The sequence below is a fragment of the Nocardia sp. 348MFTsu5.1 genome (assembly GCF_000383535.1).
Taxonomy (GTDB): domain Bacteria; phylum Actinomycetota; class Actinomycetes; order Mycobacteriales; family Mycobacteriaceae; genus Williamsia; species Williamsia faeni.
In genome coordinates, this window is sequence record NZ_KB911531.1 from 25794 (window position 1) to 42646 (window position 16853).

General features: G+C 62.4%; 6 protein-coding genes. 5 read left to right on the top strand and 1 reads right to left on the bottom strand.

Annotation, left to right across the window (positions count from 1 at the left end; genetic code table 11):
- Positions 1–17 precede the first annotated feature (17 nt).
- The 5 genes from H290_RS0126755 to H290_RS0126775 all read left to right on the top strand — a co-directional run bounded on the left by H290_RS0126755 (position 18) and on the right by H290_RS0126775 (position 6312).
- Positions 18–743, top strand: a complete 726-nt coding sequence (locus tag H290_RS0126755) for a GntR family transcriptional regulator (RefSeq protein ID WP_020109941.1) — start codon at positions 18–20, stop codon at positions 741–743.
- 146 nt (positions 744–889) lie between these two features.
- Positions 890–2425 (top strand): NCS1 family nucleobase:cation symporter-1, encoded by a 1536-nt coding sequence (locus H290_RS0126760; protein WP_020109942.1) that lies wholly within the window; start codon positions 890–892, stop codon positions 2423–2425.
- 133 nt (positions 2426–2558) lie between these two features.
- Positions 2559–3299: an aspartate/glutamate racemase family protein gene (locus H290_RS0126765; protein WP_020109943.1), complete on the top strand. Its 741-nt coding sequence runs from the start codon at positions 2559–2561 to the stop codon at positions 3297–3299.
- Between the two features lie 91 nt (positions 3300–3390).
- A complete protein-coding gene (locus tag H290_RS0126770) occupies positions 3391–4800 on the top strand; it encodes a wax ester/triacylglycerol synthase domain-containing protein (RefSeq protein ID WP_196809638.1) in 1410 nt (469 codons plus the stop codon).
- Between the two features lie 81 nt (positions 4801–4881).
- Positions 4882–6312, top strand: coding sequence for a wax ester/triacylglycerol synthase domain-containing protein (locus tag H290_RS0126775; RefSeq protein ID WP_020109945.1), 1431 nt, complete (start codon positions 4882–4884; stop codon positions 6310–6312).
- 36 nt (positions 6313–6348) lie between these two features.
- Here H290_RS0126775 and H290_RS29925 read toward each other — a convergent pair whose 3' ends face one another.
- Positions 6349–16797: a non-ribosomal peptide synthetase gene (locus H290_RS29925; protein ID WP_051122218.1), complete on the bottom strand. Its 10449-nt coding sequence runs from the start codon at positions 16795–16797 to the stop codon at positions 6349–6351.
- Positions 16798–16853: the final 56 nt, after the last annotated feature.

The window sequence follows — 16853 nt, forward strand, 5'->3', positions numbered from 1 at the left end:
GACCCCGGAGAGACCCAGTGCCAGCAAACCAGCCCCATCGACCACTGGTCTCCTACCTCAGCGGTGAACTGTCGGGCAGTGCACAGGCCAGTGTCTTCGACGAACTGCGACGGGTCATCCTCGACGGCAGTGCCGCACCGGGCTCTGCGATCCCGGTCGGAAATGTTGCCGAGCTGTTCGGCGTGAGCGCGATCCCGGTCCGCGAGGCCTTGAAAACGCTTGTCGGCGAAGGCTTGGTGGACCATCGCACCGGCGGTGGGTACTACGTTGCGCAGCTGACGCTGACCGAGCTCAAAGAGATCTACATTGTTCGCGGTGTGCTCGAAGAAGCCGCCCTGACACGCGCCTGCGTCCTGGCGACCGACGCCGATCTCGACCTCGCCCGCGCCGAACACCACGCGCTACAGGAGGCCACCATCGCCGGTGACCGCCGCGCCTACCACGTGCATTCGCGCCGATTCCATCAGGCGCTGGTCAATCCCTGCGGAATGCACCGGCTACTCAACATGTTCGACTCGACCTGGGACATCACCGAACCATTCAAGGTGATGCAGGCAGCGACCGGCCCGACTCAGCTCCAACTGCACGCCGACCACGAGAAAATGATCAACGCCATGGCCCGGCGCGATGCCGCCGAGCTTGTTGCTGTTGCGCAGGAGCACCATCGGCGTCTGGAATCTGTGATCATCGACACCGCCTCAGAACTCGACGTCGTGCGCGAGGATTCCCCGCCGGCCGGATGACATTCGGAGAATATATTCACTCCCCTGGGCCGAACCCGCGTTAATTGTCAAGCATGTAATCCGCGGGAAATATCGAGATCCTAAATTTTCCTCAGTCCCATTCCGAGCCCGAACCCAGGCTCGATTCCGACTCTGAAGGAACGCCCATGACCGATGTTCACGCCCCCGATTCAGAGGTCCCGACAAATCAGCACAACGCTGCCGGCGAGAGCGTCATCAAACTCAGCTACGATCAGCGGCTGACCAACGAGGACCTCGCTCCCCTGCGGAACCAGACCTGGACCTGGTACAACATCTTCGCCTTCTGGATGTCCGATGTACACAGTGTCGGCGGATATGTGTTCGCCGGCAGCCTCTTTGCCCTCGGCATCGCTGCCTGGCAGGTATTGGTGGCTCTGGTCATCGGCATCGTGATCGTCAACGTGCTGTGCAACCTGGTCGCCAAACCCTCACAGCACGCCGGGGTTCCGTATCCGGTGACCACCCGCATCGCCTTCGGCGTCCGCGGCGCAAATCTTCCCGCCATCATCCGCGGACTCATCGCCGTCGCCTGGTACGGCATCCAAACCTACCTGGCCTCAGTTGCTTTCGGTCTTCTGGCACTCAAGTTCTGGCCGTCTCTGGAGAAGTACAGCGAGAGTGGCGAGATGTCCTTCCTGGGACTCTCACCCCTCGGCTGGGCCGGGTTCATGCTCATGTGGGTTTTGCAGGCGATCGTCTTCTGGAATGGCATGGACACGATCCGTAGGTTCATCGACTTCTGCGGGCCGGCGGTCTACGTCGTCATGGTGATCCTGGCGGGTTATCTGATCGCCGAAGCTGGGTGGGACAACGTCAGTTTCGATCTTTCCGTCGGTGATTCGAAGACCGGCTGGGCCTCCGTCACCGCGCTCATCTCGGCGATAGCCCTTGTGGTGTCGTACTTTTCGGGTCCGATGCTCAACTTCGGCGATTTCTCGCGCTACGCAAAGTCGTTCAGCGAGGTCAAGAAGGGCAACTTCTGGGGCCTGCCGGTGAACTTCCTGTTCTTCTCGATCCTGGTGGTGTGCACGGTGTCTGCCGGTGCCACGGTGATCGGCAAGGATGAGGCCGGCAACATCATCACCGATCCGGTCCACATCGTCGACAAGATCGACAACACCACCGCAGCGGTGCTCGGTGTGCTCACGTTCGCCATCGCAACCATCGGAATCAACATCGTTGCCAATTTCGTCTCCCCAGCATTCGACTTCTCGAATGTGGCACCGACCAGGATCACCTGGCGTACCGGTGGCATGATCGCCGCCGTCGGATCGATCCTGATCACGCCGTGGAATCTCTACAACAATCCCGACGCCATCCACTACACGCTGGACACGCTCGGCGCGGTGATCGGCCCGCTGTTCGGCATCCTCATCGCGGACTACTACCTCATCAAGAAGCAGAAGATCGACGTCGACGATCTGTTCACGATGGACGAGAACTCCCAGTACTACTTCCGTAAGGGCGTCAATCCGGTGGCGGTAGTGGCCACCGTCGTCGCAGCGCTTGTCCCGATCGGCGTGGTCATCTGGGGTACCGCGTACCAGGCGAGTTTCACCTGGTTCATCGGCGCGGGCATCGGATTCGTCCTCTACATGGCGGGTATGAAATACCTGCCGAAGCACATGATCTACGGCACCCGGCAGCTCGCCGAGGCCTGACAAACACCAATGATGGGGCCTTTTGGCGAACAGTCGTTTGGGTCGAGCTCCGCCTCCGGCTTCGTCTCCGCCGCAGGTCGCGGTCGCCAAAAGGCCCCATCATTGGGTGAGCATCGCTTCGTCAGGAGGAATAATGCGCATCTGCGTCATCAATCCGAACACGACCGTCTCCATGACCGACCAGATCGCGAAGGCAGCCCACTCGGTGGCCGGACCCGACACCGAGATCGTCGCGATCACACCGACGATGGGTCCGGCGTCGATCGAATCCCACTATGACGAGGCCCTCGCAGTGCCCGGAGTGCTCGACGCGATCCTGGCATCAGAGCGTAGCGACCGTCCCGCGGATGCCTATCTGCTCGCGTGCTTCGGGGACCCCGGAGTCGATGCGGCACGGGAAATCGCCTCAGGCCCGGTGATCGGTATCGCCGAGGCAGCCATGCACGCGGCATCCATGCTCGGGCGCGGGTTCTCCGTCGTGACAACCCTGTCCCGCACGATCGGCCGTGCCGAAGAACTCGCCGAGCGATACGGAATGGCGAAGAACTGCCGCGGGTATCACGCCTGCGAGATACCGGTGCTGGAGCTGGAATCAAACCCCCGCACCGCCGCAATCCTCGTCGACGCGTGCCGCGCTGCGGCGGACCACGACCGGTCCGACGCCATCGTTCTCGGGTGCGCGGGCATGGCCGATCTGGCTCGCACCATCAGCACCGACATCGGGCTACCGGTGATCGACGGCGTTGCCGCCGGCACCCTGCTGTTGCAGTCGTTGATCACATTGGGCGCGCAACCGAGTCGGCGCGGCGAACTCGCTCCCCCGTTGCCGAAGATCTATACGGGGATCTTGTCCGAATTCGGCCGTCATCACTGAATATTCGCTTCGGCTTCGCCTAACGAATTCACAGCAATATCTCATGATCCTCACCCGGAAGCTCTTGGTTGTCGTCGCTACCATCGAGAAGATGAAACGTCGCTCCCGCCCCAGAACCGGTATTCGCGTTCCGTCACGGGACGCGATGAATATCTTCCTGGAAAGCGACAAAGCCGACGCAAACCTTCTTCAGGTTGTCGTGGTCGACTCAGATGCAATCGACGCACCGATCACCCTTGACACCGTTCGCGATTGGGTCTCGCCGCGCATAGAATTACTGCCCGCGCTGCGTCGCCGGCTGCACAGTGTGCCCGGCGACATGGCGAATCCTTATTGGGTCGACGACGAGGGCTTTTCGCTCGATCAGCACATAACTCTCACACGCGTTATCGAGCCGGGCTGGGCTCCGCTCGGACGCCGGCTCGCCGACCTCCTGACCCGTCGGATGGATCTCGCGGAAAGCACCTGGGAACTGCACGTATTCACCAATGTGACCGGCGTCGAAGGCTTTCCCGAGCGAGCCTGTGTGATCGCACTCAAAGTCCATCACGCAATGATGGACGGGGTCGGCCTAGCACACACCGCGAGAACACTTTTCGGCGCAGATACCGGAAAATCGAGTCGCGGAAATACAACCGAAGTCGCCATTGCGGGTGGTTTCGCCGAACTCGTACGTTTTCCGAGAACAATTGGAAAGTTTGTCACCGAGCTCATTCGGCTCCGTCGCCACACGTTTCCGGCAGGTCCGAACGCAACAGCGCTGCCGGCGACGCGGTTCAATCGCCCGGTCGATCCCGATCCTGTCTTGCAGCTCATCCCTTTCGACCTCCATCGCATTCAGCGTATGAAGGCCGTGATACCCGGCGCGACTGTGAACGACGTCATGCTCACGGTGGTCTCGATCGCATTGACGCGCTACCTCTCTGAGCACGGCGAGCCCGCATCACGGCTCGGCACGACCATTCCGATGGACCTGCGATCTGCGGCGGGCACCGACGCGGCAAATCAGGTCTCCACGGTGACGGTCGACCTGCACGCTGACATCAGTGACCCGCTGGCCCGGCTCTCTGCTGTTCACGCGTCTGCAGACGCCGCAAAAGCGTGGGTCCGCAACTTGGCGGCGTCGGACCATCCACGTCCGATGGAGATCGCGCCTCCGGCCGCGCTCAAACTCGTCCGCGTCGTATCCGGCCTTGTCACGCACACAAGTAGCACTGTCGGCTCCAACACAGTGATCTCGAACGTTCCCATGGGCGACACCGACCTCGAGTTCCTCGGCGCCGGTGCCGTTGCCGCGTTCTCACCGATGCCTGTCGGCGATGGTGTCGGGCTGATCCACCACGTCTGTTCACTGGGATCGGTCGTCATGCTCTCGGTATCTGCCGAGCGCAACATGATGGATGACTCCGAGCGCTACGCCGATCTGCTCACAGCAGCCTTCACGGAGATGGAATCAGCAACACAGAAGCCCAGCCGGTCAGGTCGATCACTGGCTTCCTGACGATCTCCGAAGTGCCCCATACGCAAACCTCGCTGCGGTACGGTTTCAACGTCAATCCGCTCTGGGACTATGAGGTCGCACATGGGCTATTCCCGCAGTTCACGGACAGGCGTTCGCATCCCGTCGCGAGACGCGCTCAACATCTACATCGACCGCGGCAACATCGTCGCCAACGTCGTTGCCGCGCTGGTATTCGACACGACCGAAATAGCCGAGCCGATCACGCTTCCCAATGCCCGCACCTGGATGGCGCAACAGCTCGACCAAGCACCCATCTTCCGACGTCGCCTCTGGCGTATCCCGCTCGACCTGGGAAATCCCTTCTGGATTTCGATGGAAAAGACCTCGAGCGACAACCAGGTGTATGTCACTCCGATGACCGAGCCCGGATGGGCACCGGTCGAACAATCCATCGTGAAGATCATGAACCAGCGCATCGACCTTCGTGATTCGGTGTGGGAGCTCCACGCCCTCACCGATGTCACGGGTGTCGAGGGTCTTCCGGAAAAGTGCTGCATCGTGGTGTTCAAAGCCCACCATGCTGCGATCGACGGCGTCGGGATGGCCTACCTCCTGCGCGCACTCTTCGCGGGCGACACCCTCACCGACCAGCGCGGCGGTGACACCACCGAATCCATTCCCCGCGCTTTGCCCGAACTCGCCCGGTTGCCGGGCCGACTGTTTCGATTCCTGCGGGCGATGCTGATCTCACGGCGGATGCCGTTGCCTCCATCGCCTGCACCCAAGTCGGTCCCGGCAACTCGATTCAACGGACCGGTACAACTCGATCCGTCGGTGCGGCTCCAGCGGATCAGCCTGGCCCGCGCCCGGCAGATCAAGAAAGCCGTTCCGGAAGCCACCGTCAACGACATCTTCATGGCCGTCCTGTCGCTGGCGCTGGGCCACTATCTCGACGAGCATTCCGAACACACGGACGAGCTCGCGACCACAATTCCGTTGGACCTGCGTCCCATCAGGGAAAGCGGTTCGGCAAATCAAACGGCATTTCTGAGAGTGAATCTCCACGCCGACGTCGCCGAACCGATCGCCCGGCTTCGGGCCATCCATTGGTCGGCCCTGAACATCAAGGACTGGACAAAAGAGATCGCCGTCGCCGACCGGCCCCGCCCGTTCGAGGTGGTGCCCGCTGCCGCTCTCCGCGCGATGATGCCGCTGGCCAGATTGAACGCCAAGAAGAAGAACACCGTGGGATCCACCACCATCTTCTCGAATGTGACTGCCGGACCGAACAATCTCACGTTCCTCGGAGCGCCGTCATTTGCGGTCTTCTCCCCGATGCCGACGGCCAACGGCCTCGGTTTGATCCATCAGATCTGTTCGCTCGGGGACATCATCCTGCTCACCGTCACCGTCGAGAAGCAGATGATGGGCGATGTCGATCGATACATGCGCAACATAGCCGATGCCTTCGACGAGCTGGAGCAGGCGGCCCTCGCCCACATCCGAACGCGGGTCGACATCGCCCCCGATCTTCGGGCGCCGGGAGCCTGAACCAGGTTCTGCCGGTGGGGTTCTCGACTCCAAGCCCTAGTCCCTCAGCAGGCGATCGATAACCGGACCGATCACAGTGAGCGCAGACTCCGAGGCCATCGCACGGTGCGGCTCTGAAACGTCCACCGCTGTGATCTGCCCATCCACATACGGAGCCCACGATTCGGTGTTGCGCCGACCGGAGGGGTCGTCGACCGTCGAATTGAATGTCACCACGTCACCCTCGAAGACCTCCGGCTCGTGCTCGGACAACAGCATCGAGTTGTGGAACGCCGCCAACATCATTCGGACGATGTGTTCTTGCTCGACGATCTCGCCGATCCCGGGAACGTCGGCGACCGCATGAGCAGCGGCCTCCACCGAGTCGAACTCGACGTCGCCGACGAGATCGGAGTCGAAACCCACCGCATTCAGAATCCAGCTCAATGTGATCACCCGCTTGGGCATGTCGGGGTCGACCCGGGCCGAATTGGTGTCGAGCAGTCCCAGCAGTTCGACGTCGTCTCCGCGCGCCCGTAGTTCGGTGGCCATCGCATGGGCGATCGTGCCTCCCAACGACCAGCCGAGCAGTCGGTATGGCCCTTCGCCCTGCACCTTCTTGATTTCCTCGACGTAGCGCTGCGCAAGTGCCGCGAGTGTCGGCGGCTCAAAACCCTCTTCGGTCAGCGCCGGCGACTGCACGCCGTAAATCGGTGTGTCCGCATCGATGTGTGCGGCCAGCCCCACGTAACTCCAGGCAAAACCGGCGATCGGGTGAATACAGAACACCGGACGCGCCGAACCGGTGGTGCGAATCGGCAACATCACATGCAACGCGTGTTCACCCGAAGTTGCGGCACCACTGACGATCCGGGCCGCCAATGCCTCCGGTGTCGACGCTGTGAACACCCACTGCAATGCCACCTCGGCCGGGCCGGTGCGGTCATCCGTGGTCGGGGCGGAGCGCAGAGACGTGATCAATTCCATCGCGCTCAGCGAGTTACCGCCCAACTCGAAGAAGTTGTCGTCGAGACCGATGCGGTCGATACCGAGGACCTCGGAGAAGGCATCGACAACCAGGACCTCTGTAGGTGTCGACGGCGCCCGGTATGGACGGGGCTTGTCCATCTGGACGTCGGGCAGTGCCCGGCGGTCGAGTTTGCCGTTGACGCTCAGCGGAAGCTCCGCCACGACCTCGATATGCGCGGGCAGCATGTACGCCGGCAACCGGGTTCGGGTGAACTGCAACAACCTTTCGGTATCCACAGTTGTATCCGTTTGCGGAACAACATATCCCACCAGTGACGATCCCCCGCCGAATGTCTTCACAGCAGCTGCCGCTGCACTGATTCCCTCGAAACCGGCGAGAGCAGTTTCGACCTCACCGAGTTCGATCCGGAAGCCTCTCACCTTGACCTGATCATCGGTACGGGCAATGTATTCCAGGACTCCGTGCCGGTTCCAACGCGCGGAATCCCCGGTGCGGTACAGCCGGTCGCCACCACCGAACGGGTTGGCCACAAACCGTTCCGCGGTCATACCCGGCCTACCGAAGTAGCCCCGCGCCAATTGCTCTCCGGCGATGTACAGCTCGCCGGTCACCCCGTCGGATACCGGCCGCAGCCGACCGTCGAGGACATACACCGCCACGTTCGCCTCTGGGACACCGATCGGCACCGCACTTCCACTGCCGGCAATCACGGGGTGACTTGTGACGCTGACCGCCGCCTCGGTGGGACCGTAGAGATTGTCCACCGGCGCATCGCAGATCCGCGCAAACGCATCCACGGTCTCCTTCGGCAACGCCTCACCGATACACAACATCTGACGGATCGACGCGAGATCGGAAGGCTTCGCAACAGCTGTGAACGCCGCCAGCAACGACGGCACAAAATCAGCCACCGTGACACCCTCGTCGCGGACGAGACCGGCCAAATATTCCTGATCGCCGTACATCTGGGGTGCCGCAAGCACCAGCCTGGCTCCGGCGGTCAGCGGCCACCACAGTTCCCACACCGACAGATCGAACGTCGGCGCAGTCTTCTGGATCATCACATCCCCGACCCCGAGGTCATACCGGTCTGTCATCCACCGCAGCTGGTTCACCACCGCCCGATGCGATACCCCCACACCCTTCGGTCGGCCGGTGGACCCGGACGTGTAGATGACGTAGGCGAGGTCGTCGTCACGCAGTGGGCGACTACGGTCGCCATCACCCACAATTCCGCCCGAGAATCTCTCGGTGGCAATGTCATCGATGTTGATCCGCACCGCTCCCAGACCATCGAGATCGAGTGCCTGCCCGGAATCGGTCAGTACAACCGACGGCGCCGCATCAGACAGCACGTAATTGGTGCGATCTGCCGGATGATCCAGATCGATCGGCAGGTACGCCGCGCCCGTCCTGGTGACTGCATGCAACGCTGTCAGCATCTCGATCGATCTCGGAATTGCCACTGCCACAAGGTCACCGGTCCTGACCCCCACGGACAGCAGGTACCTCGCGAGTCGATTGACCTCGATACCGAACTGCTCATAGGTGTGCGAGCTCCGACCACTGGTGAGTGCCACCGCCTGCGGTGTGCGGAAAACCTGCTCGTCGAGCAGCGCGGGCAGCGGTCCGACCGGGTATGCCCTGGCAGTCTGATTGCGGTCCACGACCACCGCATCACGCTGCGACACATCGAGAAGTTCGACATCGCCGACGATGATGTCGGGGTCGGCGGTGACCGCTTCGAATACGCGAATCAATTGTGCAGCGAACTCCTCTGCGGTCGACCGATCGAACAGCGCCTCGATGTAGGTCAGTGTGCACCCCAGGCCGGCAGCATCGGCTTCCGATCCCTCGGTCACGATCAGATGCAGATCGAACTGCGACACATCCGGTTTGGCATCGACCGGCCGCAAACTGAGTCCCGGCAGTTCGAACTCGACCGATGCCAGGTTCTGGAACGAAAAACCGACCTGGAAGATCGGATGATGTGCGGTCGAACGTACCGGGTCTACCGTCTCGACAACTTTCTCGAACGGAACGTCCGCATTGGCGAAAGCGGTCAGGTCAACTGCCCGGGCCGCACGCACCAGGTCCGTGAAACTGCGCGTCGCATCGACCTCGAGGCGCAGCGGCAGTGTGTTGACGAACATACCCACCACATCGTCGAGTTCAGGCTCCCCACGACCAGCGGTAGGTGTACCCACAACGATGTCATCGGAACCGGCCAGCTTCGCGAGCAACACCGCAAACGCGGCGTGCACAACCATGAACGGAGTCACCGAAAGCGCCGCCGCACATCGGCGCAGACCCGCGGTGAGGTCGGCCGGAACCGTGAATGTCACATCATTGCCCTTGAGCGACTGCACCGGCGGCCGCGTCCGGTCGGTCGGCAATTCCAGCATCTCCGGAAGCCCGGACAACGTCGACACCCAGTGATTCAGTTGGTGATTCATCACCGACTCCGGGTCGTCCTGGGAACCGAGGACTGTTCGTTGCCACAACGCGTAGTCGGCGTATTGCACCGGCAGCGCTTGCCATCCGGGGGCCTCCCCCGCGGTGCGCGCACTGTAGGCAACCATCACGTCGCGGGCCAGTGGCCCGAGGGAGAACCCGTCGGCGGAGACGTGATGTACAACAATCGCCAGTATCCGTTCCCGGGCTCCGGTGCGTACGAGCATTCCCCGCAGCGGAACAGCTCTGGTCACATCGAAACCGTGAGAGATGAAGGAGACAAGGCGCGTTCGCACCTCGGCTTCGTCCACATCCTCGACCACCAGATCGAGCGCGACGTCGTCGACCGGCAAGATCACCTGTGAAGGACCGTGTTCGCCCACCGGATACACCGTCCGCAGTGATTCATGCCGGGCCAGCACATCTTTCATCGCGTCGCGTAGCGCATCCTCGTCGAGCTCACCCTCGAGTCGGATCGCCAGTGGAATGTTGTATGCGGGAGAAGCAGTATCGAACTGGTTGAGGAACCACATACGTTGCTGCGCAAGCGACAACGGAATCTCCGGCGGACGCTGCTGCTGAACCAAAGCCGGCCGATCACCGTCCCGTTGAGCCTGATCGGCATGGACCGCCAGGTCGGCGACCGTTGTGTTCTCGAAGATACTACGAACCCCGAGGCGCACCGAGAGCCCGGTGTTGATCCTGCCGATGACCTGAGTTGCGGTCAGCGAGTTGCCACCCAGTTCGAAGAAGTCGTCGTCGACACCAACCCGATCGACACCGAGGACGGATGCCACCGCCTCGGCGACGATCTCCTCGGTCGGCGTCGACGGTGCCCGGTACTCGCGCACCACACCGAAATCTGCGGCCGGCAGCGCCCTTCGATCGAGTTTTCCGTTGACCGTCAGTGGCAAGGAATCGAGCACCAGGACCCTCGTGGGGACCATGTAGGCGGGCAGATGCTCCGCCGCCGCTGCCCGAATGGAGTCCTCGTCGACGGACGCGCCGGCAGTCGGAACCACGTACCCGACCAGCATCTCGCCGGCATCGGTCGGTTGCACCAGTACCGCCGCGGCACCCACCGAAACATTCCCGGCCAGAACGGATTCCACTTCACCGAGCTCGATGCGGAAACCTCGGACCTTGACCTGTGCATCCGAGCGGTCGATGTAGTCGAGGTCACCGTTCTTCGTCCAGCGAACCACGTCGCCGGACCGGTACATCCGTTCACCTGCGACGAAAGGACTGGCGACGAACCTGGTCGAGGTCAGATCGGGACGGCCGAGATATGCCGGTGCGAGTTGGCGCCCGGTGACGTACAACTCACCGGCGGCGCCGATCGGTACCGGCTGCAACCTGTCGTCCAGCACTGCCACACCCAGCCCCTTGATCGGGCCACCGATCAGGCTTCCCATCGCGGCCCCGACCAGTTCCTTCGACAACTCCTGGAAGGTCACGAAGACGGTCGTCTCGGTGATGCCGTACATGTTGACCATCAGTGGCGCATCATCGGCGTGGCGCTCGTACCACCGACGCATCTGACCGAAGTCCAGCGCCTCGCCACCGAAGATCACATGCGTCAAAGACAGATCGGCACAACCATTTCCACCGTCGTACTGCCGGTCCGCCTCGGCCAGCTGGTAGAACGCGGACGGCGTCTGGTTGAGCACGGTGACCTTTTCGCGAACAAGCAGTTCCAGGAAATCCGCGGGCGAGCGACTGGTCCAGTGATCGACCACCACAAGCGTCGCACCGGTGGCCAGGGCGGCCCAGATCTCCCACACGGAGAAATCAAATGCGTACGAATGGAACAGCGTCCAGACATCGTCCTCACCGAACTGATAGTGCTCGACAAGATTGTCGAGCAGGGCGGTGACGTTCGAGTGGACGATGATCACACCCTTGGGGCGGCCAGTTGATCCGGAGGTGTAGATCACGTAGGCATTTGTCGACGCGAGTGGTCCCACCGCCACCGTGCCATCTGGGGTGACCGGTTCTCCATCGGCACGGATCTCGGGCCCATCGATGACCAGCACGCCGATGTGCGAATCATCGAATCGGTGGCGGTAGTCATCACTTGTGATCAGAAGCGCTGCACCGGAATCGGCGAGGATGTACTCGACACGATCCTGGGGATGCTGTGGGTCCACCGGCACATACGCACCTCCGGCCTTCATGATGGCCAGGAGGGAGACGATCAGGTCGATCGAGCGGTCGAGGGCAACCCCGACCATCGATGCGCGTCCGACTCCCCGGGCGGCCAGGACTGCGGCCAGCTCATCGGACCGACGGTCGAGTTCTCCGTAGTCGATCCGGTTGTCGCCGAACACAACTGCGGTCGCCGCTGGATTCACTGCAGCACGCTTCGCGAACAGCGAGACAATGGTCTCTTCCGTGGCCGGCAGGCCACCCGGGTCGACGACCGACCGCAGTCCGATCGCCCGATCGGAATCGTCGAGAACATCGAGGTCGCGCACCAGGGTATCGGGATCGGTCGCAACTGCAGCGAGAACGGTCTGGAGACGAGTGACCAGACTTTCGACCGTGCTGCGGTCGAAAATAGAGGTGGCGAAGGTCAGCACACATTCGAGTGGCTGATCACTGCCGATGGTTCCCGAGTCGGCACCGATCGCCAGTTGCAGTTCGAACTGCGCGATTCCGGCGTCGATACCGAGATCAGAGATCCGCAGTTCGGGCAGGTTCGCGTCCAGCGGAGCGAAGTTCTGGAACGCGAACGACACCTGGAAGATCGGCTGATAGGACGTGGAACGGATCGGGTTGATCGCTTCCACCACCTTCTCGAAGGGCACGTCGGAATGCGCGAAGGCCTCCAGGTCAACGCCTTTGGCGGTATCCACCAGATCACCGAACCTGATGTCCGGGTCGACATCGAGCCGCAGGCCGAGCGTGTTGACGAACATGCCCACCAGGTCATCGAGCTCTGGTTCACCACGCCCGGCGACGGGAGTACCGATGACGATGTCGCGGGCGTTGGTGATCTTGGAGAGGGCCACGGCAAATGCAGCGTGAAAGACCATGAACGGCGTCGCGTTCCGGCTTGCGGCAAGGTCGTTGATCCTGGCGGCGAGGGACGCGTCCAGTTCGAACTTGACGGTGTCGCCGACCATCGAGGCGACGGTGGGCCGCGGACGGTCCAACGGCAAGGCGAGCGCCTCATCGAGTCCATCGAGCTGATCAGTCCAGTACCCGAGTTGTCTGCTCATCAGCGAACCGGGGTTGTCGTGATCGCCGAGCACCATCCGCTGCCAGATCGAATAATCGGCATATTGCACCGGTAGCGGCGTCCAGGCGGGTGTGCTGCCCTCGACCCACGCCGAATACGCGATCATCACATCGCGGGCGAGCAGGCCGAGGGAGAAACCGTCCGCCGAGACGTGGTGAACGACCAGGGCGAGGACATGTTCGTTCTGTCCGGTCTCGAAGACGCGGGCGCGAACCGGCAGGTCGACGGTGACGTCGAAGCCACGCGAGAGGAACTCGATGACGAGGTCCCGCAACGAATCGGCCGCCACCGGTACCGCGGTCAGATCGAGCGTCACCGCATCGGACGGCATCACGACCTGGAACTGTCCGGCATCGGAGCCCGGATACACCGTCCTCAGCGACTCATGCCGCTCCAGCACATCGCGGACCGCGTGTTCGAGGGCAGCCTTGTCCAGGTTCCCTTCGAGTTTGATCGCCAGCGGGATGTTGTAGGTGGGAGACGATGTGTCGAACTGGTTGAGGAACCAGATACGTTGCTGCGCCGGGGACAGCGGGATGTTGTCCGGTCGGTCTACGGCGACGAGTGGGATCCGGTCCACACGTTCGGCGGATTCCACACGGGCCGCGAACGCACCCACAGTCGGCGACTCGAAGATCTCGCGGATACCGATTCGCGTCGCGAGGCGGGCATTGACACGCGCAACCACCTGCGTCGCCGACAACGAGTTGCCGCCGAGTTCGAAGAACCCGTCGTCCAGACCGATCACGTCGGTTCCGAGGACAGCTGCAAAGGATTCGGCGACAACCTCTTCCACCGGGCTCGACGGGGCCCTGAACTCGCGCGGGGCAATCGGTCCCACAGACGGCAGCGCCCGCCGGTCCAGCTTTCCGTTGACGCTCAGCGGAACCCGATCGATCGCGACGATCTGCGCAGGAACCATATAGCTGGGGACCAGCGTTCCCACGTGGGCGATGATCGCCTCGCGATCCAAGTCGACGCCGGCCGACAAGACCACATAGCCGACCAGGAGTTGCCCACCGGCCGCGGACCGGATGTCCGCCGCCGCGTCGACAACACCTACCGCCGACGCGAGCGCGGCCTCGACCTCACCGAGTTCGATGCGGAAACCGCGGATCTTGACCTGAGCATCCGAGCGGTCGACGTAGAGCAACTCGCCGTCGGGTGTCCATCGCACGACGTCACCGGTGCGGTACATCCGTCCGGTACCGAATGGGTCTGCCACAAATCGTTCTGCGGTCAGATCCGGGCGTCCGATGTACTCACGTGCCAATTGTGTTCCGGCAAGATACAACTCACCCGGAACTCCGGTGGCCGCCGGGCGGAGTCGCTCGTCCAGCACGTACACCGCGACGTTGGCTTCCGGCACACCGATCGGCACCGGACCGCCCGCGCCCGGCACCACCTGGTGACTGGTCACGCTGACGGCCGCTTCTGTCGGCCCGTACAGGTTGAAGGTGGTGGCATCCGAGATCGCGGCGAAAGCTTGTATGGTCTCGCGGGGAAGGGCTTCGCCGATGCAGAGCACCGCCCTCAGCGTTGTCAGATCTTTCGGGTCCGCCACGGACACAAAGGCTCCGAGCAGCGACGGAACGAAGTCTGCAACGGTCACACCGTGCTCGCGGGTCAGCCGGGCGAGGTACTGCGGATCCCGGTTTCCGTCGGGTGCGGCGAGCACGAGCTTCGCACCGGAGGTCAGCGGCCACCACAGCTCCCACACCGACAGGTCGAAGGTGGCGGGCGTCTTCTGAATCATGACGTCACCCGCCGACAGCGCAAATTCCCGGGTCATCCACGACAATTGATTGGCCACGGCACGATGCTGCACGGCAACACCTTTGGGCCGGCCGGTGGAGCCCGACGTGAAGATCACATACGCCAGGTCCTCGGGCCGCAGCGGTCGGATTCGATCTCGATCGGTGACGGGTGTTGCGGCGTGCCCGGACAGATCGATCGACGTGACATCGAGAACCTGCGCGTCGGACTCCGCCACGAGTGGCCTGTTCCCGATCAGGATCAGTCGCGGGCGGGCATCGGAGAGCACCGTTGAAGTTCGTTCGGCGGGGTGGTCGAGATCGAGCGGCAGATATGCCGCACCACTTTCGATCACGGCATACATCGCCACCATCGATTCGACGGAGCGATCGATGGCGATCGCCACGAGATCGCCTGTACCGATACCGGACCCGATCAGATATCGGGCCAGCCGGGCGACTGCCGAACCGAACTCGGCATATGTCAGGGAGGTGTGCTCGGACACAAGAGCCGTGGCGGGCCCGTGGTCGACGACCGCGCTGTCGAACAGCGAGACGAGCGTCTGCGAGAACCCGGGCACCCCTGTGTGGTTCCGTTCGACGATCAGGTCGTGGCGTTCGTGGGTGTCGAGGATATCGATATCACCAACCGACACCACCGAATCAGCAACCACCGCCTCCAACACCCGCACAAACCGACGACCGATCCGCTCCACAGACGACTGATCAAACACCGCAGTCGAATACGACAACGACCCACTGAGCCCCGCCGAATCACCAACCCCATCACCCACACTCAACATCAACTCGTACTTGGCATCAGGCACCTCCACATCCAGCGCCTCCACCACCAACCCCGGCAACTCAAACCGCACCGGCGCCAAATTCTGAAACGAAAAACCCACCTGGAAAATCGGGTGATACGCCAACGACCGCTCCGGATTGAGCTTGTCCACCAACTGCTCAAACGGAACCTCAGCATGCCCGAACGCAGCCACATCACCTTCGCGCGCCGAAGCCACCAACTCCGCAAACGACACATCAGGATCCACATCAAGACGCAAAGCCAACGTATTGACAAACATCCCGACCAAATCATCAAGCGCACGCTCACCACGGCCGGCCACCGGCGTACCCACAACAATGTCCCGAGACCCGGACAGCTTGCCCAACAACACCGCCCACGCCGCATGGACCACCATGAACAACGTCGACCGAGACCGACCAGCCACCTCACGCAAACCCGCAGCCAACTGCTCGGACACCTCAAACCTCACCGACGCACCCGCCGACGACTGCACCGCAGGCCGCGGCCGATCAAACGGCAACTCCAACCCCCCCTCAACCCCGGCCAACCGCTCCCGCCAAAACGCCACCTGCCGACTCACCAACGACTCCGGATCAGACTCCGACCCCAACAACTCCCGCTGCCACACCGCAAAATCGCCATACTGCACCGGCAACCGAGCCCACCCCGGCACCTCACCACGCGCCCGCGCCGAATACGCCACCATCACATCCCGCGCCAACGGACCCAACGACGAACCATCAGCCGACACATGATGAACCACCAACGCCAACACAAACTCACCAACCGAAACACCCTGCCCCGAAACAACATCAAGCAACAACACCCGCACCGGCACCGCAGCCGACACATCAAAACCCGCACCCACGAACTCCACCAACCGAGACTCCAACCCCGCCTGCGACACCACCTCAACATCCACATCCACACCCACCTGATCAGCCGGCACAATCACCTGCGACGGACCATCAGCAGACCCCGGATACACCGTCCGCAACACCTCGTGCCGACCCAGCACATCGGCAACCGCCAACCGCAACGCCGCCACATCCAACTCACCGCGAAGCCGCACAGCCAACGGAATGTTGTACGCCGGCGACGACGTATCAAACTGATTCAAAAACCACATCCGCCGCTGCGCCAACGACAACGGCAACGGATCCGGACGAACCACCTCACCCAACACCACACCCGCCACACCCACCGCAGACTCCACCGCCACCGCAAAACCACCCACCGACGACGACTCAAACATCGCCCGAATACCCACCCCAGAACCCAACCGCGCATTCACCCGCGCAACCACCTGCG

Excerpts from the sequence above, each read along its gene's own strand:
- H290_RS29925 (WP_051122218.1), bottom strand. The coding sequence starts at position 16,797 with ATGTTTGAGTCGTCGTCGGTGGGTGGTTTTGCGGTGGCGGTGGAGTCT.
- H290_RS0126770 (WP_196809638.1), top strand. The coding sequence starts at position 3,391 with ATGAAACGTCGCTCCCGCCCCAGAACCGGTATTCGCGTTCCGTCACGG.
- H290_RS0126775 (WP_020109945.1), top strand. The coding sequence starts at position 4,882 with ATGGGCTATTCCCGCAGTTCACGGACAGGCGTTCGCATCCCGTCGCGA.
- H290_RS0126760 (WP_020109942.1), top strand. The coding sequence starts at position 890 with ATGACCGATGTTCACGCCCCCGATTCAGAGGTCCCGACAAATCAGCAC.
- H290_RS0126765 (WP_020109943.1), top strand. The coding sequence starts at position 2,559 with ATGCGCATCTGCGTCATCAATCCGAACACGACCGTCTCCATGACCGAC.